Origin of the sequence: Streptomyces tanashiensis (assembly GCF_014648895.1) — a bacterium.
Classification (GTDB): Bacteria; Actinomycetota; Actinomycetes; order Streptomycetales; family Streptomycetaceae; genus Streptomyces; species Streptomyces tanashiensis.
Window position 1 is genome coordinate 226,019 of sequence record NZ_BMRZ01000005.1, and the last position, 25,361, is coordinate 251,379.

Annotated in this window: 22 protein-coding genes and 1 tRNA gene; 13 read left to right on the forward strand and 10 right to left on the reverse strand. The window is 72.3% G+C overall.

Annotated elements, in window-relative coordinates; all coding sequences use genetic code 11:
- Positions 1-29: 29 nt before the first annotated feature.
- From IE237_RS18915 to IE237_RS18945, 7 genes are all read left to right on the forward strand, one after another.
- A complete protein-coding gene (locus IE237_RS18915; protein ID WP_189803181.1) occupies positions 30-698 on the forward strand; it encodes a DUF5063 domain-containing protein in 669 nt (222 codons plus the stop codon).
- Positions 699-708: 10 nt separating this feature from the next.
- Positions 709-2,712, forward strand: a complete 2,004-nt coding sequence (locus tag IE237_RS18920; RefSeq protein WP_189803182.1) for a tetratricopeptide repeat-containing protein — start codon at positions 709-711, stop codon at positions 2,710-2,712.
- An 18-nt stretch (positions 2,713-2,730) separates the two neighbouring features.
- The gene (locus IE237_RS18925) at positions 2,731-3,165 is read left to right on the forward strand and encodes a hypothetical protein (protein WP_189803183.1); all 435 of its coding nucleotides are present in this window, start codon (positions 2,731-2,733) and stop codon (positions 3,163-3,165) included.
- A gap of 168 nt (positions 3,166-3,333) precedes the next feature.
- Positions 3,334-4,605 (forward strand): aspartate kinase, encoded by a 1,272-nt coding sequence (locus IE237_RS18930; protein ID WP_189803184.1) that lies wholly within the window; start codon positions 3,334-3,336, stop codon positions 4,603-4,605.
- Positions 4,602-5,669, forward strand: coding sequence for an aspartate-semialdehyde dehydrogenase (locus IE237_RS18935; protein WP_189803185.1), 1,068 nt, complete (start codon positions 4,602-4,604; stop codon positions 5,667-5,669). Before IE237_RS18930 ends, IE237_RS18935 begins: the two co-directional genes overlap by 4 nt.
- Positions 5,670-5,921: 252 nt before the next feature.
- Positions 5,922-6,650, forward strand: coding sequence for a SigE family RNA polymerase sigma factor (locus IE237_RS18940; protein WP_189803186.1), 729 nt, complete (start codon positions 5,922-5,924; stop codon positions 6,648-6,650).
- A complete protein-coding gene (locus IE237_RS18945; RefSeq protein ID WP_229842758.1) occupies positions 6,647-7,906 on the forward strand; it encodes a hypothetical protein in 1,260 nt (419 codons plus the stop codon). Before IE237_RS18940 ends, IE237_RS18945 begins: the two co-directional genes overlap by 4 nt.
- A gap of 201 nt (positions 7,907-8,107) precedes the next feature.
- Here the strand turns inward: IE237_RS18945 and IE237_RS18950 are convergent, their stop codons facing one another.
- A complete protein-coding gene (locus IE237_RS18950) occupies positions 8,108-8,848 on the reverse strand; it encodes an SURF1 family protein (RefSeq protein WP_189803187.1) in 741 nt (246 codons plus the stop codon).
- A gap of 24 nt (positions 8,849-8,872) precedes the next feature.
- Positions 8,873-10,690: a S9 family peptidase gene (locus IE237_RS18955; RefSeq protein ID WP_189803188.1), complete on the reverse strand. Its 1,818-nt coding sequence runs from the start codon at positions 10,688-10,690 to the stop codon at positions 8,873-8,875.
- A 71-nt stretch (positions 10,691-10,761) separates the two neighbouring features.
- Here IE237_RS18955 and IE237_RS18960 point away from each other — a divergent pair, with 71 nt between their 5' ends.
- Positions 10,762-11,592 carry a class I SAM-dependent methyltransferase gene (locus IE237_RS18960; protein ID WP_189803189.1) on the forward strand — a complete coding sequence of 277 codons (831 nt, stop codon included), beginning with the start codon at positions 10,762-10,764 and terminating at the stop codon, positions 11,590-11,592.
- A 9-nt stretch (positions 11,593-11,601) separates the two neighbouring features.
- Here IE237_RS18960 and IE237_RS18965 read toward each other — a convergent pair whose 3' ends face one another.
- Entirely contained in the window at positions 11,602-11,901 is a 300-nt protein-coding gene (locus tag IE237_RS18965; RefSeq protein ID WP_189803190.1) for a DUF6191 domain-containing protein, read from the reverse strand.
- Between the two features lie 31 nt (positions 11,902-11,932).
- Positions 11,933-12,967 (reverse strand): Lrp/AsnC family transcriptional regulator, encoded by a 1,035-nt coding sequence (locus tag IE237_RS18970; protein ID WP_189803191.1) that lies wholly within the window; start codon positions 12,965-12,967, stop codon positions 11,933-11,935.
- 143 nt (positions 12,968-13,110) lie between these two features.
- Between IE237_RS18970 and IE237_RS18975 the strand changes: the two genes are divergently transcribed.
- Entirely contained in the window at positions 13,111-14,523 is a 1,413-nt protein-coding gene (locus IE237_RS18975; protein WP_229842759.1) for a tetratricopeptide repeat protein, read from the forward strand.
- Between the two features lie 67 nt (positions 14,524-14,590).
- Complete coding sequence (locus IE237_RS18980) at positions 14,591-15,598, forward strand: YdcF family protein (protein WP_189803192.1); 1,008 nt, start codon at positions 14,591-14,593, stop codon at positions 15,596-15,598.
- Between the two features lie 12 nt (positions 15,599-15,610).
- On the opposite strand, the gene IE237_RS18985 is transcribed toward IE237_RS18980, so the two are convergent.
- The gene (locus IE237_RS18985; RefSeq protein WP_189803193.1) at positions 15,611-17,449 is read right to left on the reverse strand and encodes an alkyl/aryl-sulfatase; all 1,839 of its coding nucleotides are present in this window, start codon (positions 17,447-17,449) and stop codon (positions 15,611-15,613) included.
- A 182-nt stretch (positions 17,450-17,631) separates the two neighbouring features.
- Here IE237_RS18985 and IE237_RS18990 point away from each other — a divergent pair, with 182 nt between their 5' ends.
- On the forward strand, positions 17,632-17,913 hold the full coding sequence (locus IE237_RS18990; protein WP_189803194.1) for a hypothetical protein: 282 nt from the start codon (positions 17,632-17,634) through the stop codon (positions 17,911-17,913).
- Between the two features lie 29 nt (positions 17,914-17,942).
- Here the strand turns inward: IE237_RS18990 and IE237_RS18995 are convergent, their stop codons facing one another.
- Positions 17,943-19,076 (reverse strand): serine/threonine-protein kinase, encoded by a 1,134-nt coding sequence (locus IE237_RS18995; protein WP_189803195.1) that lies wholly within the window; start codon positions 19,074-19,076, stop codon positions 17,943-17,945.
- Between the two features lie 259 nt (positions 19,077-19,335).
- Between IE237_RS18995 and IE237_RS19000 the strand changes: the two genes are divergently transcribed.
- The gene (locus IE237_RS19000; protein ID WP_189803196.1) at positions 19,336-20,214 is read left to right on the forward strand and encodes a glycosyltransferase family 2 protein; all 879 of its coding nucleotides are present in this window, start codon (positions 19,336-19,338) and stop codon (positions 20,212-20,214) included.
- Positions 20,215-20,337: 123 nt separating this feature from the next.
- Here IE237_RS19000 and IE237_RS19005 read toward each other — a convergent pair.
- The 3 genes from IE237_RS19005 to IE237_RS19015 all read right to left on the reverse strand — a co-directional run bounded on the left by IE237_RS19005 (position 20,338) and on the right by IE237_RS19015 (position 22,143).
- Positions 20,338-20,411, reverse strand: a tRNA-Pro gene (locus IE237_RS19005).
- Positions 20,412-20,449: 38 nt separating this feature from the next.
- Positions 20,450-21,187, reverse strand: a complete 738-nt coding sequence (locus IE237_RS19010; RefSeq protein WP_189803197.1) for a Pr6Pr family membrane protein — start codon at positions 21,185-21,187, stop codon at positions 20,450-20,452.
- Between the two features lie 17 nt (positions 21,188-21,204).
- On the reverse strand, positions 21,205-22,143 hold the full coding sequence (locus IE237_RS19015; protein WP_189803198.1) for a metallophosphoesterase: 939 nt from the start codon (positions 22,141-22,143) through the stop codon (positions 21,205-21,207).
- Between the two features lie 74 nt (positions 22,144-22,217).
- Here IE237_RS19015 and IE237_RS19020 point away from each other — a divergent pair, with 74 nt between their 5' ends.
- Positions 22,218-22,682, forward strand: a complete 465-nt coding sequence (locus IE237_RS19020; RefSeq protein ID WP_189803199.1) for a GatB/YqeY domain-containing protein — start codon at positions 22,218-22,220, stop codon at positions 22,680-22,682.
- 76 nt (positions 22,683-22,758) lie between these two features.
- Here IE237_RS19020 and IE237_RS19025 read toward each other — a convergent pair whose 3' ends face one another.
- Positions 22,759-25,005 carry a transglycosylase domain-containing protein gene (locus tag IE237_RS19025; protein ID WP_189803200.1) on the reverse strand — a complete coding sequence of 749 codons (2,247 nt, stop codon included), beginning with the start codon at positions 25,003-25,005 and terminating at the stop codon, positions 22,759-22,761.
- Between the last annotated feature and the right edge of the window lie 356 nt (positions 25,006-25,361).

Here is a 25,361-nt window from a genome sequence, read left to right on the forward strand (position 1 = left end):
GGCCGGCGCGCTCTCAGGGAGGCTGCTCGATGTCTGACGCCACACTGCACTCCGTCACGCAGGATCCGGACGACTTCGCCGTCCAGATCGCCGACTCGATCGAGAGCTTCATCGTCGCGACGACCGAGGTCGCCAAGGGCGACGAGCCGGACAGTGCGGTGCCCTTCCTGCTCCTGGAGATCTCCCAGCTGCTCCTGGCGGGCGGCCGGCTCGGCGCGCACGAGGACATCGTCCCGGACGAGCGGTACGAGCCGGACACGGGCCCCGAGCCGGACGTCGACGAGCTGCGCGAGCGGTTCGCGGTGATGCTGGAACCGGTCGACGTCTTCTCCGAGGTCTTCGACCCGTACGAGCCGCGCAAGGCCCCGGTCCCGGCCCGGATCTCCGACAACCTCGCCGACATCGTCACCGACCTGCGCCACGGCCTCGCCCACTACCGCGCGGGCCGCACCAGCGAGGCGCTGTGGTGGTGGCAGTTCTCGTACTTCTCCAACTGGGGCCCGACCGCCTCCGCCACCCTCCGCGCCCTCCAGTCCCTCGTCGCCCACGTCCGCCTCGACCAGCCCCTCGCGGCCCTCGACGGCCTCGACACGGACGAGGACCTCACCGAGGACGACCTCGCCGAGGAGGCGGGGCGCGTGATGCTGGAGGAGATCGGAGCGCCGCTGGGGCTGCGCGGCCGGTCGGTCGGGAAGTAGCGGCTGACGCTTGACGGGGAGGGCGGACGCCTCCGGCGACCGGGCGGTCGCGGCGGGCGGGAACATCGGGCAGGTCGTCACGGGGGACTTCTCGACCCAGGTCGAGCACGGCGTCCTCCTGCCCGCCGAGTCCCTCTCCGTACCGGCCTCCGGCCTCGTCCACCTCCCCGAGCGCACGGCGCTCTTCGTGGGACGGGCCGGGGAACTGGCCAGGCTGGACGCGGGCGCGCCCTCGGGCGTCCAGGTCCTGTGCGGGCTCGGCGGCATCGGCAAGTCGACCCTCGCCGCGCACTGGGCGGCAGGCCGGATCGACGACCACCACCCGGTGTGGTGGATCACCGCGGAGACGGCGGGAGAACTGGACGCGGGCCTCGCGGCCCTGGCCCGCGCGATGCAGCCCGCGTACGTCGGAGTCCTCCCCGAGGACGCCCTGCGGGAACGGGCCCTCCAGTGGCTGGCCGCCCATGACCACTGGCTGCTGGTCCTGGACAACGTCTCGGACCCGGCCGACGTGAAACCGCTGCTGGCGCGGGCGACCCGCGGCCGCGTCCTGATCACCTCGCGCCGGGCCACCGGCTGGCAGGACCTCGCCGAGACGATCGCGGTGCCGGAGCTGGACCCCGAGGAGGCGGCGGCGCTGTTCGCCCGCGTCTGCCCGGGGGACGGCGTGGCCGAGGTGTGCGCGGAACTGGGCCACCTCCCGCTGGCCCTCCGGCAGGCCGCCGCGTACTGCTCCGAGGCCGGGATCAGCCCCCGCGCCTACCTGGACCTCCTGGCCCGCTACCCGGCGGAGACGTACGCCCTGACGGCGGAGGGCGGCGAGACGGGCCGGACGGTGGCCCGGGTCTGGCAGGTGACCCTGGACCGCCTGGCGGACACGCCCCTGGCGGGCCGGATCCTGGGAGTCCTGGCCTGGTGGGCCTCGGAGGGCATCCCGCGACGGCTCCTGGAACCGCTGGGAAGCCCGCTGGAGGTGACGGAGGCGATACGCCGGCTGCGGGCCCACAGCATGATCGCCCTGGACGGCGACTCCCTCTCGGTACACCGGGTCGTACAGGCGGTGGTACGGGCGGGGGGCGCGGGGCGGGAGGAGGCGGGGGCGCTTCTGGTGGACGTGATGCGCGCACACCCGCCCCTGGACGAGGTCCGGGCGAACCCCCGTGCATGGCAGTTGATCGCGGCTCAGGCAGAGGCACTTGCGCGGTACACGGAACCGGGTGAGGACACCGCGGATTGGGCCGTCCTCTTCGAATGGGCCGGGCTGCTCTTCGGAGTGGACGCCGAGGAACGCACGTTCTTCCTCTTCGGCCGAGCCCTGCTCGGCTACGCCCGTCTGCACGGGGCGAAGGACAATAGGACCCTGGCTGTGATGCGCAGCCTGACCATGGTTGCTCAACGCGTCGAGGACGTGCCGACGCCGCACGAGGAGCTCCTGGCGCTCCACATCAGTGCGTTCGGCCCGGACGACCCCCGAACGATCGAAGCCCGGGGGTGCCTGGCGGAGGTCCTCCTGGAGTCGTCCCGGGGCCGCGCCGTGGAGCTGCTGCGGGAGAACCTGGACCGAGCGGTCCGGTCGCTTGGGGAGGACGCCCCCGTGGCCTTGAAGGCCCGGTGCGACCTGATTGCCGCCGGGTCCGACCCGTCGGTCGCCGCCGACGATCTCGAACTACTCCATGCCCACGCCCGGGGCGTCCTGCCGGAGGGGGACCGCCTGATCCGGATGATCGAGGTGTCACTCCTCTCCGCCCTCTGGGACGCGGGCCGGACGGAACGGGCTCTCGAATTCACCGAGGCGGCGGCCGAGGAAACGCGGGCCAGGTTGGGTGCCACGCACCCGGACACCCTCACCAAACGTGGCTACCATGCCGTTGCCCTGGCCAAATCGGGCGATGTCGAATGTGCTCGACGGCTGGCACGGACACTGCTTCACGACTGCCAATCCACCCTGGGTGAGGCGGCCTTCACGCGCATCATCCGGGAACTTGCCGAAGTACAGCTGCGGTCGGACGACTGACTCCCGCATCATGGGCACATGGCAGCCAACACCCCCTCAAAAGCCCTCCTCCGGAGCGGAATCGGCGTCGCCGCACTCGGGGTCGTCGCCCTCGGCGCCGTCGCCGTCGCGGACCTCGGCAAGGCCGACCAGATCGCGAGCGTCGTCGGTGCCGTCCTGGCCGCCGCCGGGCTCGGGCTCTCCCTGTGGGCCCAGTTCGGGCAGCGCTCCGGGGGTGCGGTCGAGCCCACCCAGGCCCCGCCCGTCGTCGCGGTGGAGGCCACCGGGGCCCGGTCCGTCGCCGTGGGCGGGAGCGTCGGGACCGTCGTCACCGGCGACGGGGCGCAGCTTCCCGCCGCCCCGCCCGCCATGCCGTCCGGCGGGGCCGCCGCCACCGGCCCCGTGACCGCCTCCGGGGAGCGTTCCGTGGCCGCGGGCGGTGACATCGGGAGCGTGTCGACGGGCGACGCGTGAGCGGGTCCTCGCGCCGGAGGGCGTGGGTCCGGTCCGCAGATCCGCCCTCGTGATCACTCCGCGAGCAGCCCGTCTCACCATGCGATATCACGCTGGCGTTTCCGGGTCCCTCGATAGACTGAGCCGATCGCAGCGCCGGCTGCGGCACAGACTGAGCGAGGAGCGCACGTGGGCCTTGTCGTGCAGAAGTACGGAGGCTCCTCCGTTGCCGATGCCGAAGGCATCAAGCGCGTCGCCAAGCGGATCGTGGACGCCAAGAAGAACGGCCACCAGGTGGTCGTCGTGGTTTCCGCGATGGGCGACACGACGGACGAGTTGATCGATCTCGCCGAGCAGGTATCCCCGATCCCTGCCGGGCGTGAGTTCGACATGCTGCTGACCGCCGGAGAGCGGATCTCCATGGCCCTGCTGGCCATGGCGATCAAAAACCTGGGCCACGAGGCCCAGTCGTTCACGGGCAGCCAGGCCGGTGTCATCACCGACTCGGTCCACAACAAAGCGCGCATCATCGATGTCACGCCGGGCCGGATCCGTACCGCCCTCGACGAGGGCAACATCGCCATCGTCGCCGGCTTCCAGGGTGTGTCCCAGGACAAGAAGGACATCACCACGCTGGGCCGTGGCGGTTCCGACACCACCGCCGTGGCGCTGGCCGCCGCGCTCGACGCCGAGGTCTGCGAGATCTACACCGACGTCGACGGTGTGTTCACGGCCGACCCGCGCGTCGTGAAGAAGGCGAAGAAGATCGACTGGATCTCCTTCGAGGACATGCTGGAGCTCGCCGCCTCCGGCTCCAAGGTGCTGCTGCACCGCTGCGTCGAGTACGCACGCCGTTACAACATCCCGATCCACGTCCGCTCGTCCTTCTCGGGGCTGCAGGGCACCTGGGTCAGCAACGAGCCGCAAGGGGACCGCAAGGTGGAGCAGGCCATCATCTCGGGCGTCGCCCACGACACCTCCGAGGCGAAGATCACCGTCGTCGGCGTGCCGGACAAGCCGGGCGAGGCCGCGGCCATCTTCCGCGCCGTCGCGGACGCCGAGATCAACATCGACATGATCGTGCAGAACGTGTCCGCCGCCTCCACCGGCCTCACGGACATCTCCTTCACCCTCCCCAAGGCCGAGGGCCGCAAGGCCATCGACGCCCTGGAGAAGGCGAAGGCCGCGATCGGCTTCGACTCGCTGCGCTACGACGACCAGATCGGCAAGATCTCCCTGGTCGGCGCCGGTATGAAGACCAACCCCGGCGTCACCGCGGACTTCTTCCGGGCGCTGTCCGACGCGGGCGTGAACATCGAGCTGATCTCGACCTCCGAGATCCGCATCTCCGTCGTCACCCGCGCCGACGACGTCAACGAGGCCGTGCGCGCCGTCCACACCGCCTTCGGTCTGGACAGCGACTCGGACGAGGCCGTCGTCTACGGAGGCACCGGCCGATGAGCCCGAAGCCGACGCTCGCGGTCGTGGGAGCGACCGGGGCGGTCGGCTCGGTGATGCTCCAGATGCTCACGCACCACGCGGACGTCTGGGGCGAGATACGCCTCGTCTCCTCCCCCCGCTCGGCCGGCTCCAAGGCCTCCGTGCGCGGGGAGGAGTGCGAGATCCTCGCGCTGGGCGAGGAGGTCTTCGACGGCGTCGACCTGGCGCTCTTCCTCGTGCCCGAGGACATCGCGGCCCGCTGGGCGCCCGTCGCCGTCTCCAAGGGCGCCGTCGTCGTGGACACCTCCGCGGCCTTCCGCGCCGACCCCGACGTGCCGCTCGTCGTCCCCGAGCTCAACGCGCACGCCGCGCGGGTACGCCCCCGGGGCATCGTCGCGGGCCCCGGCTCCACCACCCTCGCGCTGATCGTCGCCGTGGGATCCCTGCACGCCGAGTTCGGGATCGCCGAACTGGTCGTCACCGCCCAGCAGGCCGCCAGCGGCGCCGGTGCCGGACAGGCCGGCGTCGACGCGCTCCGCGCCCAGCTCGGCCAGGTCGCCGGCATCGACGACCTGGGCACGCAGCCCGGCGACGTACGGCGGGCCGTCGGCGAGAACACCGGGCCCTTCCCCGGCCCCCTCGCGCTCAACGTCCTGCCCTGGTCGGGCACGCCCGGCGCCGACGGGGCCTCCTCCGAGGAGGAGCACGTCCGCGACGAGACCCGCCGGATCCTCGGCCTGCCCGGCCTCCGGATCGCCGCCACCTGCGTGCGCGTCCCCGTCGTGACCGGGCACTCCGTCTCCGTGCACGCGCGCTTCGAGCACCCCGTCCCGGTCGCTCGCGCCCACGAGGTCCTGGCGACCGCGCCGGGGGTCGTGCTCTGCGACGACCCGGCCGCGGGCGACTTCCCCACCCCCGCCGACGTCGTCGGCACCGACCCCGCCTGGGTCGGCCGGGTCCGGCGCTCCCTCGACGACGAGCGCGCGCTCGACTTCTTCGTCTGCGCCGACAACCTGCGCAAGGGCGCCGCCCTGAACGCGCTTCAGATCGCGGAAGCGCTTGTCACGGATTTGTGGGATCTGTGAACGAGCTGTGAGCAAATAGGCGTCAGATACCTCTTGAACTGCGACGATGCCGTGGTCGACGATGCACTTCCCCCGTACTGCAACCAGAGTTGGGCGGGGCGCGTCTCTGCGTTCACCCACGACCGTGTGGCGTGGGACACGCCGAAAGCGGGGCATCGGGGGAGAACGGTTACGCATGAGGACGAACAACTCACCGTCGAAAAGGGTGGCGTGCGCGTACAACCCTTCCGGGGGTAAGCGTGTCCAACAGGCGTGGCAGAGGTACTCGACATTGCGACCATCGCCCCGCTGCGCGGCGCGGGTACGGCGGTGCTCCCCGTGCGGAGCGGCGCCGTCGTTCCCGTACGCGGCTCCGCGGTCCGTCCGCTCAGGCGTCCGCGCCCACTCGGCGGCATGCCGGTGATCGCCCCCGTGCCCACCGGATCCCGCACCGGCGGAGTGGACGGCATCCCGTCGCCCCGCAAGAGTGCCGAGGCCGCCCCGGCGGCCGGCACCACGGTCGACCACCTGACCGAGACCTACCGCGCCCACTACCGGTCGCTGCTGGGTCTCGCCGCGCTGCTCCTCGACGACACGGCCTCCTGCGAGGACGTCGTCCAGGAGGCGTTCATCCGCGTCCACTCGGCCCGCAAGCGGGTCCGTGAGCCGGAGAAGACGCTCGCCTACCTGCGCCAGACCGTGGTGAACCTCTCCCGGTCCGCGCTGCGCCGCCGCATCCTCGGCCTGAAGCTGCTGTCCAAGCCGATGCCGGACATGGCCAGCGCGGAGGAGGGGGCGTACGAGCAGCTGGAGCGCGAGGACCTGATCAAGGCGATGCGCGGACTCCAGCGGCGCCAGCGCGAGGTGCTCGCCCTGCGCTACTTCTCCGACATGACCGAGGTCCAGGTCGCCGAGACGCTCGGCATATCCCTGGGCTCGGTGAAGGCGTACGGTTCGCGGGGCATCGCGGCGCTGCGCGTCGCGATGGGAGCGACGACATGAGCGAGGCACCCGGCGGGGACGGCGTGGCCCACGAGAACCGTGACGGCGACGACGTCCCCGAGAGGCATGCCGCCGAGGCGGCGCGCGAGTCGGCGCGCGAGGACGGCACCGCCGCCGAGAAGCCAGACGCCCTGGATGAACGTGACGAGCTGAGTGGACAGCGCATGGTGAACATCGAGCCCGGGCCCGGAGAGGGCGACGACGAGCTCGCGCTGCGGCGGCTCTTCCAGGACGCCGTGGGCGGCATGGAGCCCTCCCTCGGCTCGCTGGAGCACCTGCGCCGTGCCGTGCCCGCGCGGCGCGCCCGCAAGCGGCAGGCCATCGTCGGCGCCGCGGCCGCCGCCGTCCTCATCGGCACCGCCGTCCCCGCCTTCGTACACGTCGCCGCGTCCGGCGGCCTCTCCGCCGCCAACCCCGTGAACGCCGGCCACGGCGAGCAGGCGCAGGGCGGCACCGGCACCGAGACCGGCGTCGAGGGCGGCCAGAGCTCGACGGCCCCCGCGAGCAGCGTCTCGCCGAGCCCGGGCGCGTCCGACGGCACCTCGGGCAAGCCGCAGCGCCCCGGCACCGGCGCCTCCGGCGACGGCCCGCGGGCGACGGTGGGCGCCGACCCCGGCTCCACCCCCCGGTGCTCCGCCGACCAGCTCGGCGTGGCTTCCGCGCAGGCCGGCGGAACCGAGGGCGACGGCAAGGTCTACGGCAGCTTCCGCATCGCCAACATCTCCGGCCAGGCCTGCCTGGTGGACGGCGCGGGCCTCGTCAACTTCGAGGCCCGGGGCGCGGCGAACCCGGGGCAGATCTCGGTGGCGCGGCACACCTCGGGGGACGGGGGCAGCGGACTGCCCGACCCCTCGCAGGAGGTGTCCTCGCTCGTCCTGAAGCCGAGCGGCAGCTACGAGGTGAAGTTCGTCTGGGTGCCGAGCGAGACCTGCCCGACGACCGGCACCACGCCGACGCCCACGCCGACCACCCCGACCGAGCCGCCCGTCACGCAGCCCCCGACGTCGGAGCCCCCGCCGACCCCGACGGACGACCCGACGAGCGGTGCCGGCGGCACCGACGGCTCGGGCACGGAGGCGGGCAACGGTGCGGGCGCCGGCATGGCACCCCAGCTGCTCCACGAGGACGGCGCTCCGGCGGACGGCAGCGTCGTGGTCAGCCACACCGCGGAGCCGGGCGGCCCCACGGCCTCGGCCGTCGTCCCGAACGCCTGCGCCGGCATCATCTACCGAACCGGAGTCCTGGCCACCTCCTGACCCACCCCCGCGCGGCGCCCACGAACCCGCGCCGCGCGGAAGCCTTTGCGCCCCACAGGCGGGCCCGTCGCCCGAGCGGCCTCATCCCGCGGGCCCGTCGCCCGAGCGGCCTCATCCCGCGGGCCCGTCGCCCCAGCGGCCTCGTCCCGCGGGCCCGGCGCCCCAGCGGCCTCGTCCCGCGGGCCCGGCGCCCCGCGGGGTCTACAGGCCCAGCGCCGCGTCTCGGGAGGCTTCCGCCTCGCGGCGTACGAGGCGGAACCACATGAAGACGACGAAGCCCGCGAAGACGAACCACTCCGCCGTGTAGCCGAGGTTCTGGAAGGCCTTCGCGTCCAGGCTCGTGCCCGCCGCCGCCACCGCCGGGACCGGCGTGAGACCGGCGGGGGAGTCCGCGAGGGTGATCCAGGCGTCGTAGACGTCCTCCGTGACCACGTTCACCAGGGACGCCGCGCTGATCATGCCGAGCTGGCCCTCGGGCAGCCCGCCCGCCGAGTGGACGCCCTTCGTGCCCGGGTTCTCCGAGGCCTGGAGCGCGCCCACCACCGTGACCTCGCCGGACGGCGGGGCGGGGGCCTTCGCGCCCGTGGGGAGCCAGCCCCGGACCACCGGCAGCGACCGGCCGCCGTCGGTCCTCAGCAGCGTCAGGACGTACGAACCGGTCCGGCCGTCCAGCTCGCGGTCCGGCACGAGGAACTGCTCCCCGAACCGTCCGCGCGCCTCCGCCGAGCGGCCCGAGGTCTCCTTGTCCACCGGCAGCAGGGAGTCCAGCGGCTCGGCCTTCAGCGAGCTCGCGGCGGGCCGCTCCTCGGCCTCCCGGTGGGAGTCGACGCGGTCCTCGAACTTGCCGAGCTGCCATGTCCCCATGAACACGCAGAACGGGATCGCGAGGAGGACGAAGACGTTGATCCCCCACCAGCGGGGCGTTCTCAGGAACCGGTACACGCCCCCCACGGTACGCAAGCCGGCTCAGGCCCCCGCAGCCCGGGTCCCCAGGTGTCTCGCCGCGAAGTCCAGGTCCAGGCCGACCTGCTTGATCCGCTCCTCCACCACCAGGGAGCCGTGGCCCGCGTCGTACCGGTACACCTCGTGGACCGCGCCCCGGGCCGCGAGCCGGTCGACGTAGTTGTCGATCTGACGGATCGGGCAGCGCGGGTCGTTGACGCCGGCCGACACGTGCACCGGGGCCTTCACCGCGTCCACGTACGTCAGCGGCGACGAGGCCGCGTACCGCTCGGGCACCTCCTCGGGAGAGCCGCCCAGGAGCGTCCGGTCCAGCGCCTTGAGGGCCTCCATCTCGTCCTCGTACGCCGTGACGTAGTCCGCGACGGGCACGGCCGCGAGACCGACCGCCCAGTCGTCCGGCTGGGTGCCCAGACCGAGCAGCGTGAGGTACCCGCCCCAGGAACCGCCGGAGAGGACGAGCCGCTCCGGATCGGCGAGGCCGCTCGCCACGGCCCAGGCGCGGACCGCCGCGATGTCCTCCAGCTCGATCAGGCCGACCCGGTGCTTGAGCGCGTCGGTCCACTCCCGGCCGTATCCCGTGGAGCCCCGGTAGTTGACCCGTACCACCGCGTACCCGTGGTCCACCCAGGCCGCCGGGCCCGACGCGAAGGCGTCGCTGTCGTGCCAGGCGGGTCCGCCGTGCACCTCGAAGATCGTCGGGAAGGGGCCCTCGCCCTCCGCCGGGCGCTGCACGAGCGCGTGCACCCTGCCGCCGGGGCCGTCCACCCACACGTCCTCCACGGGCACGGAAGGCGGAGCCTTGGGGCCGGGCGGGTCCAGCACGACACCGCCCGCCGTGGAGCGCACCACCGGCGGCTCGGCGGCCGAGGACCACAGGTACTCCACGGAGCCGTCGGGCCGGGCCGTCGCGCTCGACACCGAACCGGCCGGGGTCTCCACCCGGACCAGGGCGCCGGTCGCGATCTCGTAACGCCACAGCTCGCTGCGGGCCTCGAAGCCGTGCACGATCAGCAGCCCCGAGCCGTCCGGGTACCACTCCGCCGACACGTCGCCCGGCAGGTCGAGCCTGAGGTCGGTCTCGGTGCCCGTCGCCACGTCCCACAGCATCGGCTCCCAGCGGCCGCGCCGCTGGTGGCCGACGAGCAGCCGGGTGTCCCCGGCCAGCGGGGCGAAGCCGAGGACGGTGAGCCCCAGCTCCTCCGTGCCGCCCTTGGTGTCGTCGAGCTCGGCCACCACGCCCGCGTCCGAGGCACGCAGCACGCGCAACGACGAGTGCATCGCGTCCCCGTGCTCGGTGTGCTCGATCGCGATCAGCGAGCTGTCGTGCGAGAGGTCGCCGACGCCGGCCGACTCCCGGTGCCGGTAGATCTCGACCGGGGCGGCGGCCCCGGGCCGTACGAGATGGACCGTCGAGCCGTCCTCGTCCGTGGAGCGGCCCACCACGAGCGTGCCCTCCCGGCCGATGGCGAGACCGGCCGGGTACGAGGGGGCGAGACCGGGCACGGCGGGCTCGTCCGCGCCGCCCGTGAACGGCTGGCGCATCCACACCCCGAACTCGTCCCCGTCGGTGTCCGCGAACCACCAGATCGAGGCGCCGTCCGGCGACAGCGTGCCGTCCGTCGTCCCGTTCGGCCGGTCCGTGACCTGCCGCTGCCCGCCACTCGCCCGGTCCCAGGCGTACAGCTCGTACGTCCCGGTCGCGTTGGACACGAACAGTGAGCGGTCCGGGGCCTCCTCGGCCCACTCGGGCAGGGAGACGCGGGGCGCCCGGAAGCGCTGCTCCCAGACGGGGGTGTCGCGGTGCTTGCTCTCGGTAGTCATGGCGTCCATGATGCTCCGCCCGGCCGACAATCGGGTCGCGTCGCCCGCAGCCTGTGGATAACCTCGCCGACATGTACTCCCCGACCCCCGAGGACTGGCGCGAGGCCAACCGCGCCCGCTGGGACGAGCGCGTCCCGATCCACGCCGCCAGCGAGTTCTACGACCTCGACGCCTTCCGCGCGGGCAAGGACGCCCTGCGGGACTTCGAGCTCGCGGAGATCGGCGACGTCACCGGGCGCTCCCTGCTCCACCTCCAGTGCCACATCGGCCTGGACACCCTGTCCTGGGCCCGGCACGGCGCCTCCCACGTCGTCGGCCTGGACTTCTCCGAGCCGGCCGTCGAGACCGCCCGCTCGCTCGCCGCCGACCTGGGCCTCTCGCAGGAGCGGGCCGCCTTCGTCGCCGCCGACGTGTACGACGCCGCCGAGGCCGTGCCGGACGCCTCGTACGACATCGTCTACACCGGCCTCGGGGCGCTGTGCTGGCTGCCCGACCTCGACCGCTGGGCGGAGACCGCCGCCTCGCTCGTGGCCCCGGGCGGCTTCCTCTACCTGGCCGAGTTCCACCCGCTGACCGACTCGCTCGACGACGAGACCGGCAGCCGGGTCGTGAACGACTACTTCGTCCGAGACCCGTGGGTGGACACCAGCCCGGGGACGTACGCCGACCTCGACGCCGTCACCGTGAACAACCGCAGCGTGGAGTGGGTGCACCCGGTCGGCGAGGTCGTCACGGCGCTCGCGAGGGCGGGCCTGCGCATCGAGTTCCTGCACGAGCACGAAGCCTCGCTGTTCCCCCGCTACGGAGCCCTGCAGCGCCACGAGGACGGCTACTACCGCTTCCCCGCGGAACGCCCCCGGATCCCCCTGATGTACTCGATCAAGGCGTCCCGCCCCGCGTGATGCCGAGCGTCAGGGCGTCGCGCCCGGCCCGATCCTGATGACGGCCCGCCCGCCGCCGAGATCCACCGTCGAGTGGCGCGGCGGGGCGCCGTCCTCCTCGTCGTCGCGCATCACCAGGGCGCTCTGCCGCTCCTTGAGCTCGTTCTGCTTGCCCTGCGAGAACGTGGCGTGCAGCTGTTCGAACCCCGTCGAGGAGACCTGCCCGGTGCGCTTGCCGCGGCCGGTCATGCGGAGGATCTGATCGGCGAAGGCGACCACGGTCAGCAGGATGACGAGGCCGGGCAGCGTCACGAACACGGCGAACTCCATACGGCCATCAGAACACGCCCCCGGCGCCGTGTCAGGAGCCGGTCGCGGGCCGGATGCGGTGGGTGCGCCGGCCGTCCGCGCCGATGACCTGCGCGCCGATCTTGTGGGTGCGCAGGGAGACCGCGGTGCCCGTGATCCGCAGCGCGGGCGCGGCCCGCACCAGCCCCGCCGTCACGTCGTGGAGCTCCTCGACGGTACGGAGCCACATGGCGAGGGCCAGGTTGTGCGGACCGGTGACCGAGGTGACCACGCGGGTCTGGCGCAGCCGGGCCAGCGAGGCCACGGACTCGGCCACCTCCAGGGGCGGAACGACCGCCGTGACCATCGCCCACACGGGCCGCCCGGAGAAGCGCGGCGCGGGCAGGCAGTGGTGGTGGCAGGCGCCGGCCGCGCCGAGGGCGTCCAGCCTGCGGCGTACGGTCGACTCGCTCGTGCCGCACTGCCGGGCCAGCTCGGCGGCGCTGCGCCGGGCGTCCCCCGCGAGCTCCGCGACGATCCTCTGGTCGAGCTCGGTGACGAGCGGGTGCGCGCGCGTGGCGGACCGGCCCCGCCGCTCGCCGCCGGTGATCTCCGTGAGGTGCTGCACCTGCCCCGGGGTGAGCTGTTCGATCCGTGAGCGGTACGGGCGGTTGTGCAGTTGGGTGACGACCTGGGTGCGGGCCCTCAGCACCCCGGGGAGGCGCCGCACGCGGTCGGTGAGATAGCCGTCGAGGGCGTGCAGGTCGGGGCAGTTGACGAGCAGGATCAGATCGGCGTCGCCGGTCACCTGGTGGACGCCGAGGGTGTACGGATCCTCCGCGATCTCGGTCGCGGTGGCCTCGGTGTCGCCGGCCGCGCATTCCAGCTCCACCCACGCGTAGAGGGTGCCTTCCGTGCCGCGGTGGGTGGTGAGCATCGAACTCCACGCGTATCCCCCGGTGGTGAGGGTCTCCCAGCGGCGGGCGAGGGTGTCGGGGCTCACGGCGAGCACGGCGGAGAGCTGGGTCCAGCTGGCGCGCGGTGCTATCTGCAGTGCGTGGATCAGCGCCAGATCCGCCTCCCCCAGGACGGATTCCCTGGTATGCATGTGCCTCCTTGGTCGATCCCGGGGAAACCCTGGGTGTGGGCACGGGAAGGCCCCAGGATGTGGACCAGGGCAAATGTATTCAAGCCGCGATGGTGGCTGAATTCCATGAAATCCGTCCTAAGTCACAGGAGAAGGGCGGAGAAGTGACACGGGGGCTGGACCGCATGTGGGCAGGAGAACCACCGGAGACCGAACTTCTGTGGGGCGAGCCGGTGGGCCTGGACCAGGTCGCCGCGGCCGAGCGGGGGTACGCGAGCTGCGGCCCGGACGAACAGCTCCTGTGGGAGCGGCTGTCCGTCTTCGAGGGGGCCTTCGGCCGGGAGGCCGTCCGCGAGGTCTGCGCCTCCGGCACGCTGCCCGCCGGGGAGATCCAGGCCGTCCTCGACCGGCTGGCGCCGCTCGCCCTCCTCCCCGTCGACGACCTCTTCGACGGCGAGGACGGCCTGCCCCGCTACTGGATGCCGCACCCGATGCGGGCCGTCGGTGCCCGCCGCCTCACCGCGCGCGGTGACCGCTGGGCCGTCCTCCTGCACCATCGCAGGTGGTGCGTGAAGGTGGCCCGGCGGGCCGCCGACTGGTGGCAGCGGGGGCGGCAGATCGACGCGCGGGACCTCGCGCTGCGTGAACTCCCGGACCTGGCCGCCGCCATGGACCCGACGACGGCGCCCCTCTCGCCGAGCGCCGAGGCCGAGACGTCCGTGGAGATCGCCGTCTCCCTGTGGTTCCTGTGGGTGGCCTGCGGGCGGACCGCCGAGGGGCGCACCCGGCTGCGGCACGCCCTCAGCCTGCAGGCGGGGCCGCCGTCCGCCCGCGCCCTGTGGCTCGCCGCCTTCCTGGAGCTGGAGTCGGGGCGCCCCGAGGACGCCGACCCGCTCCTCGCCCAGGCCTGGGCCGCGGCCGTACGGGACGGTGACGAGCGCTGTCTGGCGCTCCTGGCCCATCTGCGCGGCGCGACCGCCCTCTACCAGGGGCGTTCGCGCGCGGCGGCGGACGAGTTCCGGGAAGCCCTCGCGCTGATGGAGGAGCACCCGGAGTTCGGGCCGACCCGGAAGGCGTGCTGGGTCGGGCTCGCGCTCTCCCTGTGCCGCTCGGACCCGGAGGGGGCGCAGGAGGCGCTGGACCAGGGGGACCTGGACCGCGAGAGCCGGCGGGCCTGGGTGGGCCGTGACGTGTTCGCCGAGGCCTGGGCGTACCACGTGCGGGCCGAACTCGGCGCCTGGGACGGGGACCGGGAGCGCGCCGCGGAGTACGCGCGGCGGGCCCTGCGCGAGCATCTGCGGCTCGGTTCCGCGGTGGGCGCGGCCTGCGCGGCGGAGCTCCTGGCCCAGATGCGGGCGTTGGAGGGGCGGCACGACGCGGCGGCCCATCTCCTGGGCGCCGTCGACCTGTTGCGGACCTCGGTCTTCGACTCCTCGTACCGGCCGGCGGAGTACTGCGTGGTCACGCGCGCGCGGGGCGAGGAGGTCCTCGGGGGGCTGCTCGTCGACCCGGAGCTGCGGAGCGCGTACGAAGAGGGCGCGAGGCGCGGCCTGTTCACGCTGGCGGCCGAGATCTAGGGCCGGTTTTCCACAGGGTGCGGCCGACGCCCGGGCCGTTGTCGGCCCCGGTGCCTACGATGTCGGAATGTTCGCCTTCGTCGTGGCCGCCGTCTTCCTGCTGCTCTTCGGGGCCGGTGTGCTGCGCGACCGGCGCCGCTTCGGCAACGCCGTGTATCTCGGTCTCGCCGTCACCTTCCTCGGGATCGGTCTCCTCTTCGGGATCGACGAGGCCCGGCCCGGGCTCGCCGAGACCGTGATGGTCCTCGTGCTGCTCGTGCTCGGCCTCGGCCCGGTGGTCCTCGCCGGGCTGCTCTGCGCGAACGGCGTGAAGATGATCCGCAAGGAGGGCAGACGTCCGGCCAATCTGCTCGCGCTCCTCGCCGGGCTCGGCATGTTCGGGGTGATGGCCCTGACGGTCGCGGCGGTCGTCACCCGCTCGCGGATCCTGGGCGTGCTCACCGGCACCACCCTGCTGGTGCTGGGATACGTCTCGTTCCTCTTCCTCTGCTTCGTGGGCTACGCCTACCTGTACGGCCGGATGCGGATCCGCCGCGACGCCGACTACGTCGTGGTCCTCGGCTCCGGCCTGATCGGCGGCCGCCGGGTGCCGCCGCTCCTCGCGAGCCGCCTGGACCGCGGCCGGGAGGTGTACGAGAAGCTGGCCGCCCGCGGCGGGGACGCTCCCGTGCTCATCACCTCCGGCGGGCAGGGCCCCGACGAGGCGCTGCCCGAGTCCCACGCCATGGCCGACTACCTGACCGACCGGGGCTTCCCGGCGGAGGCGGTCGTGCGCGAGGACCGCTCGCGCACGACCGAGGAGAACATGCTCTTCAGCAAGGAGCTGATGGAGCGGGACCGGCCCGGCTCCTCCTGCGTGATCGTCACCAACAACTTCCACGCCTTCCGGGCCGCCCTGATGGCCCGCCGGGCGGGGGTGGACGGCCAGGTGGTGGGCTCGCCGACCGCCGCCTACTTCTGGCCCTCGGCGACGATCCGCGAGTTCGCCGCGGTCTTCCTCCAGTACAAGGCGGTCAACCTCGGGATCTGCCTGACGCTGGTCGTGCTGGGCGCCCTGACGTGGTTCCTGCGCTGACTCCTCCGCCGTTCACGGGGTGACGACCGGGAACCGGGGGTCGGGCTTCGTCACGTACGAGAAGAGCCGGGTGAGCAGGGCCGGGTCGCCCTCGACGCCGATCCCGAGCTCCTGGAGGCTCTTCCCGGCGAGGAGGCCGAGCAGCTGGGCCTTCCCGAGGGAGAGGGTGAGCCCGGCGGGCTCCCGGGGCTCGGCGATCACCCGGTGGGTGAGGGCGCCGTTGTGCAGGGTGAGGCGGTGCCGCTCGCCGGCGTCCGTGGGGACGTCCAGGAGGACCAGGTCGATCGTCAGGTCGTCGTCCCAGGCACGCGGCCCGTCGATCGCGATGGCGATCGAGTCGATCAGCATGGGGACGGTGAGGGCCATCGCCATCTCGGGGTTGGTCACGTCGACCATGTCGCCCGTGACGCCCTGGCGGAGCTCCTGGGCGCCGCGCAGGTAGAAGTTCCGCCAGGTGGCGTTCTCGGCGCCGTGGCCGAGCTTCTCGTACACCCCGGCGAGGGCCTCCTTCGCCTCCTCGTTCCCGGGGTCGGCGAAGACCACGTGGGCGAGGAGGGTCGCCGCGAACCGCGGGTCGCCGTCCTCGGCGTAGCGGCGGGCCTTGGCGAGGGCCTCGGCGGGTCCGCCGGCCACGTCCACGTACCGCCGCGCGAGCTCCACCGGCGGGTGCTCCCACAGGTGGGCCGGGTTGCCGTCGTACCAGCCGAGGTACCGCTGGTAGATCGCCTTGCTGTTGTGGCTGAGCGAGCCGTAGTAGCCGCGGGCGTGCCAGGCCTTCTCCAGGGCGGGCGGCAGCTCGATCCGCTCGGCGATCTCGACGCCCGTGCATCCCTCGTTGAGCAGGCGGAGGGTCTGGTCGTGCATGTACGCGTAGAGGTCGCGCTGCTCGGACAGGAACCGCACCACGTTGTCGTGGCCCCAGGTGGGCCAGTGGTGGGAGGCGAAGCCGACGTCGTACTGCCCGTGGAAGAACTCGATCGCCTCGTCCAGGTAGTGGGCCCAGATCCGGGAGTCGCGGACGACGGCGCCGCGCAGGGTGAGCACGTTGTGCATGTTGTGCGTGGCGTTCTCCGCCAGGCACAGGGCGCGCCGGTCGGGGAAGAGGAAGTTCATCTCGGACGGGGCCTCGGTGCCCGGCGTCAGCTGGAAGACGATCCGCACGCCGTCGACGGTCTCCTGCTGCCCGGTCTCCGTGATGTCCACGGTCGGCGGGATCAGGCTGATGGTGCCGGTGGAGGTGCCCTGGCCGAGGCCCACGCCGATCTGGCCGTCCGGCGCCTTCGGCAGGCCGACGCCGTACATGTAGCTCGCCCGGCGGGTCATCGCGTTGCCCGCGTACACGTTCTCGCTGACCGCGTGCTCCAGGAAACCGGCGGGGGCGAGGATCGGGACGCCCTCCTCGGTGCCGTGCGGGAGGACCCCGCGGACCCCGCCGAAGTGGTCGCCGTGCGAGTGGGTGTAGATCACGCCGGTGACCGGCCGGTCGCCCCGGTGCTCCCTGTACAGCGCGAGGGCGGCGGCCGCCGTCTCCACGGAGATCAGCGGGTCGATGACGATCACCCCGCGCTCGCCCTCGACGAGCGTCATGTTGGAGATGTCGAGACCGCGGACCTGGAAGATGCCGTCGGTGACCTCGTACAGGCCCTGGCGCGCGGAGAGCTGTCCCTGCCGCCACAGACTGGGGTGCGCGGTGTCCGGGCAGTCGCCCTTGAGGAAGGCGTAGGCGTCGTTGTCCCAGATCACACCGCCGTCCTCGGCTCTGACGACACCGGGGACGAGCGCGCCCAGGAAGCCCCGGTCGGCGTTGCCGAAGTCGGTCGTGTCCTCGAAGGAGGGCAGGCTGTCGCTCATGTGCCAGGTGCTCCGTTCCGCACGGGCGGTGATCGGCGTACCGGTCCATCTGAACACCGGGGTACTACGACCGCACTTCGGAGCGGCGGGAGCGCCGGACCGTGCCTACGCTGGAGGTACGCGTCCCGCTCCGGCGGGGCACGTGTCCCATTCCGGCGGTTCCGGCGGTACGGAGGTGGCCCATGAGGGCACGCCACCACTTCCACATCGACTACCTCGGGCACTCGGTCTCCGCGACCGTCCAGACCGGGCACAGCCCGGTCGTCGAGGTCCTCGTCGACGGCAAGGAGACCGGCTATGCCAGGACTCACGCCGACGGGCCGACGGACGTCGGGATCGAGCTGCCGACCGACCCGCCGACACCGGTGACGGTACGGGCGACCCCGGGGCCCGGCGAGCCGCGCTGCCTGCTGCTCACGGAGGCGGACGGGGAGCCGCGGGTGATGGCGCCCAGACCGTACTGATCGCGGGGCGGGGGAGGGCCGGGGCGGGCTCAGGACAGCCAGGCCATCCCGATGATCAGGAAGACCACGAAGGCGATGGCCCCGGCCACGGCGGCCGTCTTGCGCGGATGACGCCGGGAGAGCTCGGCGAGCTTGTCGCCGGTGCTCGCCGGGCTCTGGCGACGCCGGGCGGCGGGAGCGGACCGGGGCGCCGGCGGCCGGTTCATCGGCGGCGGGGTCGGCGCGGGCGTGTGCACCGGCGCGGGCATGGGCATGGGGGCGTGCCCGGCCGTCTGATGAGGCGGGGGCCCGACCGGGGCGTGCCCGGCGGCCCGGTGCGGCGTGTGGGGCCGGACCGGGGCGGCCCCGGGGTAGGAACGCCAGGCTCCCGAGGAGAACCAGTCCGCGATCGCCTGTGCCGGGGGTCGCTGCTCCGGCTGCTTGGCGAGCAGGCTCAGCAGGTACGTCTCGAACTCGGGCGGCAGCGCCGCCCCGAGCCGGCTCGGGGGCACCGGCGCGGTGTCGATGTGCTGGTAGAGCAGGGCCGTCGCGGTGTCCGCGCGGAACGGCGGCCTTCCGGTGAGGAGTTGATACAGCACGCAGCCCAGCGAGTACACGTCGGAGGCGGGTGACGCGGGCTGCCCGAGGGCCCGTTCGGGCGCGAGATAGAGCCCCGTGCCCACGATCTGACCCGTCGTCGTGAGGGCGGCCGAGGGGTCGTCGACGAACCGGGCGATGCCGAAGTCGGCCAGCTTCACGGTGCCTTCGGCGTCGACGAGGAGGTTCCCCGGCTTGATGTCCCGGTGCACCACGCCCTGCCGGTGCGCGGCCGCCAGCCCGGCGGCGGCGTGCGCGGCGACCACGGCGACCCGCTCGGCGGGCAGGATCAGCGGGTCGGAGGGGCTCCCGGCGAGACTGTCGCCCTCCACCAACTCCATCACCAGGAACAGCTTTCCGTCCCAGGTGCCGAAGTCGAAGACGCCCACCACGTGCGGATGACTGAGCCGCGCGGCGGTCTGCGCCTCCAGGCGGAAGCGGTCACCGGCGGAGGGGTCGGTCGCCTGGGCCAGCATCAGTTTCACGGCCACGGCCCGGCCCAGGACCTCGTCGGTGGCCTGCCACACCTCGCCCATGCCGCCCCGGCCGATACACACATGAAGCCGATATCGGTCCGCGACCAGCACCTGGAGACCACCCTTTCGACGATCGATCAACCTGACGGAAGAGAACCAGCGTAGAGCCGCCCGCCGTCGACTCTCGCCGCGCTCCCCCCTCCGGGCTCCCGTCCGGTGCACGACACCCGAGGTCCGGGTGAACGGAAGGTGTCCCCGGGCGGTTAGCATCGCGGCCCGGAGCGAGTACGGAGCGCGTTCCGGAGCGAGTCCGGAGCAGTTCCGGAGCGAGTCCGGAGCGGGTTCCGGCGGACATGGGACGGAGTGGGTCGTGGCGCGACCGCGTGTAGGTGTGGCGGTACTGACGATGGGCACGCGCCCCGCCGAGCTGCGGGCCCTGCTCGACGCCGTGGCGGGCCAGGACGAGCCCGCCGCCCGGATCGTCGTCGTCGGCAACGGCACCGGGTCGCTCCCGGCGCTCCCCGAGGGGGTGACCGGGGTCGAACTCCCCGAGAACCGTGGCGTCTCGGGCGGCCGGAACGTCGCGATCGAGACGCTGCGCGCGTTCGGCGACGTCGACATCGTGGTGGACCTCGACGACGACGGTCTCCTCGTCGACACGGACGTCTTCCGCCGCCTCGCCGACCTGTACGAGGCGGACCCGGCCCTCGGCATCGTCTCGTTCCGCATCGCCGACGAGACGGGCGAGACGCAGCGCCGGCACATCCCCCGCCTCGGGGCGAAGGACCCGCTGCGCGGCGGCGAGGTGACCACCTTCCTCGGCGGCGGCCACGGCCTGTCGATGCCGATGCTCGACCGGATCGGCGGCTGGCCGGAGGACTTCTTCTTCACCCACGAGGAGACCGACCTCGCCTGGCGGGCGCTCGACGGGGGCTGGAAGGTCCTGTACGCGCCGGAACTCCTGCTCCAGCACCCGAAGACCAGCCCGGCCCGGCACGCCGTCTACTACCGGATGACCGCCCGCAACCGGGTCTGGCTGGCCAAGCGCAACCTGCCGGTCCTGCTCGTCCCCGTCTACCTCGGCGTGTGGACCCTGCTGACCCTGGCCCGCACCCGCTCCCTGCCGGGCCTCAAGGCCTGGTTCGGCGGCTTCGCGGAGGGCGTGCGCCGCTCCTGCGGCCCCCGGGCCCCGATGCGCTGGTCCACGGTCGTCCGCATGACCCGCCTGGGCCGCCCGCCGGTGATCTAGGAGAGGACGCCGGGGGCTGCCGGCCGGCAGCCCCCGGGAGCGGTGCTCCGAAGCCTCCCCGGAAACCACTCAGGGGCCCGACCCGCTTTCGCGGATCAGGCCCCTGAACTGGTCTTACGGCTGTCGGGGTGGCGGGATTTGAACCCACGACCTCTTCGTCCCGAACGAAGCGCGCTGCCAAGCTGCGCTACACCCCGATGTCGCTGCTTTGTTCTTCACGTCGCGGCGACATCGATTACTTTAGCCCACGCGCGCGCTCAGACGAAATCCGGTATTCGGGGGACCTCGGCGCAGGTCGGATGCGGTCCAGGCCGACGATCGCGAGACCGAGGGCGAAGAAGGCCGCGCCGAGGACGACGGCGTTGGTGAGGACGCCCGCGTAGCCGTGGACGGTCACGTCGAGGAACGGGTACGTGTAGCGGGTGGGCGCGTCGGGGGAGATCAGCGCGCCGCGGACCAGCGCGAAGGCGAAGTAGAGGCCCGGGGCCGCCAGCCACTGGGCGGCGTGGCGCCACCGGAGGGCCCCGGGCGCCGTGAGCAGGAGGAAGTCGAGGGCCGCCCCGATCGGGGTCACGGTGTGGAGCAGCTGGTTGGCGACGGCCTTCGCGCCGGTGAGCCGGGCGATCTCGGCGGCCTGGTTGAACTCGCTCGCCTCGTTGTCGAGGACCAGATGGAAGACGAGGCCGACGACCGAGATGCAGAGCAGCGCCCCGCCGGTCCACAGCGCGGGCAGCGGGGGGCGGCGGGTCCAGGCGCGGACGGCGCCGAGGCCGAGGACGACGGCGATCAGGATGTTGGACCAGATGGTGAAGAAGCTCAGGACGACGAGCACGCTCCCGTGGACGCACTCGATGACCAGGCCCGTCGCCGCGGCCAGGGCGATCAGGCCCCGGAAGGCCGCCGCCCGGGGGCGGCGGCGGGCGGCGGGTACGACGGCGGAGGCCGGCACGGCCACGGTTCGGGGCGTGAACATGCCCCCACCGTAGGTGGTCAGTCGCGCGCCGTCAGGGTGAGCAGGGTGACCTCGGGCGGGCAGGCGAAGCGGACGGGGGTGAAGCGGCTGGTGCCGCAGCCCGCCGAGACGTGGAGGAAGGAGGTCCGGTCGGCGACGGTGTGCGTGGAGAGCCCCTTGACGCGGTCCGTGTCCAGGTCGCAGTTGGTGACGAGCGCCCCGTAGAAGGGGATGCAGAGCTGGCCGCCGTGGGTGTGCCCGGCGAGGACCAGCTCGTAGCCGTCGGCCGTGAAGGCGTCGAGCGCGCGCAGGTACGGGGCGTGCACGACGCCCACCGTGAAGTCGGCCGAGGCGTCGGGGCCGCCGGTCACCCGCTCGTACCGGTCGCGCTTGATGTGCGGGTCGTCCAGGCCGGTGAAGGCGAGGTCGGCCTGCGGCAGCTTCAGCCGGCCGCGGGTGTTGGTGAGGTCCACCCAGCCGGCCGCGTCGAAGCCGTGCTTGAGGTCCTCCCACGGGTTGTGTACGGCGCCGACGACGGGCTTGTTGCCGTTGAGGCCGTGGCGGCCCTGCACCTTCTCCACCAGGTAGCGGCCGGGGTTGCGCAGCTGGGGGCCGTAGTAGTCGTTGGAGCCGAAGACGTACACGCCGGGGAACTCCATGAGCGGCCCGAGCGCGTCGAGGACCTCCGGCACGGCCTTCGGGTCGGAGAGGTTGTCGCCGGTGTTGACGACGAAGTCCGGGCGGAGCCCCGCGAGGGACTGCAGCCAGGCCCGCTTCTTGCGCTGGCCGCTCACCATGTGGATGTCCGAGACCTGGAGGACCCGCAGGTCGCGCATGCCGCGCGGGAGGACGGGGACCGTCACCCGGCGGAGCCGGAAGGAGCGGGCTTCGAAGCCGGCCGCGTAGACGATTCCGGCCGCTGCCGTCGCCGTGAGGCCTGCCGTGATCTTCAGGGGGATGCCGTACCGTGCGCGCATCCCCCCATCGTCGCAGACCCGCTGAGCCGAAATGCGCGGGCGGTTCGGGTGGCGCACCTGCCACACTTGACCCCATGACCACGCTCAAGGCGAAGCTCCAGGACGACCTCAACGCCGCGATCCGGGAGCGCGACGAACTGCGCTCCTCGACCCTGCGGCTCACCATCACCGCGATCACGAAGGAGGAGGTCGCCGGTACCACCAAGCGCGAACTCTCCGACGACGAGGTGCAGAAGGTGATCGCGAAGGAGGCGAAGAAGCGCCGCGAGGCCGCGGACGCCTTCGCCAAGGGCGGTCGCCACGAGTCCGCCGAGCGGGAGAAGGCCGAGGGCCTGCTCCTCGACGCGTACCTGCCGAAGCAGCTCAGCGACGAGGAGCTCGACGGCATCGTCGCGGCGGCCGTCGCGGAGGCGAAGGCGGCGGGCGCCGAGGGGCCGCGTGCCATGGGCGCCGTCATGAAGATCGTGAACCCGAAGGTGGCCGGCCAGGCCGAGGGCGGCCGTGTCGCCGCCGCGGTGAAGAAGCTGCTCGCGGGCTGACCCGCGGAGAGACGTACGAGAGAGGGCGCCCCACCTGACCGGTGGGGCGCCCTCTCTCGTGTCGCGTATCAGCGCGTCAGCGGTTTCCGCCGCGGTTGTTGCCGCGTCCGTCCGCGCCGCCGATCAGGTCCGGCGGGAGCGTGATCCCGCCGATCGGGTCGGTCGGCTTGGTGTCGCCGGGCTTGCCGTCGCGGGGCTTCCGGGGCTTGTTCGGGCCTTCGTCGCCCTCCTTCTCCGGGTCCTTGGGCTTCTCGGCCCGAGGCACGGAGACGGGGACGAAGCCCGGGGTCTGGCCGGCGTCCAGCGCGCCCGTCATCGCGATCTTCCAGATGGGGCCGGGGAGGCAGCCACCGCAGACCTTCTCGTAGTACTCGCCGCCGATGGTGATGTCGTACATCGACTTCTTCTCGCCGACGTCGTCACCGACCCAGACGGCGGTGGACAGGTTCGGGGTGTAGCCGACGAACCAGGCGTCCTTGCGGTCGTTGGTCGTACCGGTCTTGCCCGCGTTGTCGCGGTCGCTGAGACCGGCCCGCGTACCGGTGCCGTCCTCGACGACGCCCTTCAGCATCTGGTTGACGGTGTCGGCGGTCCGGTCGCTCATGGCGCGCGTGCACTTGGTCTGCGGCACGTTCAGCTTGTCGCCGTTGGCGGCCTTGATCGACTCGATGGCGACCGGCGTGCAGTAGATGCCGCGGTTGGCGAAGGTCGCGTAGACGGACGCCATGTCGAGCGGGGTGCTCTCGATACTGCCGAGGGTGGCGGACGGGCTCTGCTTGATGGGCTTGCCCAGCTCGCGCTCGTAGCCGACGTTCTTCGCCATGGTCAGCGTCTCGCAGAGGCCGGCCATCTGCTCCAGCCTGGCGAAGTAGGTGTTGATGGACTTGCCGAGGGCGCTGGTCATGTCGTAGACGCCCTTCTCCGACTTGGTCTCGTTGTTCACCTCCCAGTTCGCGTAGCCGGAGGGCTTGCCGTCGCAGCGGGTGTACTCGTTCTCGCCGATGTTGATCTGCGCCGGGTCGTTGAAGCTGGTCGCCGGGCTGATGCCCTTCTCCAGGGCGGCCGCCGCCGTGATCGGCTTGAAGGTCGAACCGACCTGGAAGCCGTACGTCGTGCCGCCCATCTTGCTGCCGACGGCGAGGTTCAGCGTCGTCTGGTGCTGCTTCTGGTCCAGGCCGTACGGGCGGGACTGGCCCATCGACAGGATGCGGCCGGTCTTGGGCTGGACCTGGACCACCGAGGCGGCGACCGGGTCGTCCTTGTTGATCTTCGCGATGGCGGCCTCGTTGGCGGCGGCCTGCGCGCGCGGGTCGAGCGTGGTCCTGATGGTGAGACCACCCAGGTTCCACAGCTTCTGCCGCTCCTCGGACGTCTTGCCGAAGACCGGGTCGTTGAGGATCGTCTTGCGGACGTAGTCGCAGAAGAAGCCGGCGCCGTCGACGGCGGTGATGCAGCCGTTCCTCGGGGTCTTGACCTTCAGCTTGATCGGCTTGGCCTTGGCGGCGTCCGCCTCGGCCTGGCTGATGTCCTTCACGTCGGCCATCCGCTGGAGGACCGTGTTGCGGCGCTTGGTGGCTTCCTGGATGTCGTTGATCGGGTCGTAGCGGCTCGGCGACTGGACCAGACCGGCCATCATCGCCGCCTCGCCCAGGTCCAGGTCGGCGGCGGGCTTGGAGAAGTACCGCTGGGACGCGGCCTCGATGCCGTAGGCCTGCTGCCCGAAGAACGTGATGTTGAGGTAGTTCTCCAGGATCTTCTTCTTGCCCAGCTCCTCCTCGACCTGGATCGCGAACTTCAGCTCGCGGACCTTGCGGCCGATGGTCTGCTGGGTGGCCTGCGCGACCTTCTCGGGGTCGTCACCGGCCTCCTCGACGAAGACGTTCTTCACGTACTGCTGGGTCAGCGTGGACGCGCCCTGCGCGACCCCGCCCGACTGCGCGTTGCGGTTGATGGCGCGCAGCACGCCCTTGAGGTCGATCGCCCCGTGCTCGTAGAAGCGCCCGTCCTCGATCGCGACGATCGCCTTCTGCATGTACGGGGAGATCTTGTCGATCGGCACGACCTTCCGGTCCCGGGAGTACACCGTGGCGATGAGGCCGCCCTCGGAGTCCAGGATCGTGGTGCGCTGACTCAGCGGTGGGGTCTTCAGATTGGACGGGATCTCGTCGAACCCTTCGACCGTGCCCTTCGCGGCCAGCCCGAGCGCACCGGCCGCGGGCAGGGCGATGCCCGCCAGCACGGCTCCGGCGAGCACACTGACACCGAGGAACTTGGCGGCCTGCTGGGTCCCGGTCAGACCACCGCCCGAGCGCTTCTTTGCCATGGGGGCAGCCTACGTTCTCATTCGCCGGACACACGTATATGCCTTGGCCTAAGCTGCTCCCAACTGTCACAGCAGTGTGGTCTCGCATCAAGACCCGTGCGTGACATCGGTATGAATTCCCGTGACCCCGAAACACGGGAAGCTCGTGTCCGATTCCGGCTCATGCGTCACACGGTGCCCGAAGTGGCCCCGTCGAGGAAGGGCGTATCCGCGCGATATGTCCGCTATCACACGCATGTCCATCGATCACTCCCCTGGGTGATCTGACGCGCACGCATAGTCCGTTCGGGCCATTCAAGATTGGGCCCGAAGGGGGTGTTGCGCTGTGCCCACCTTCCGTAACGTCCCAACTGGCA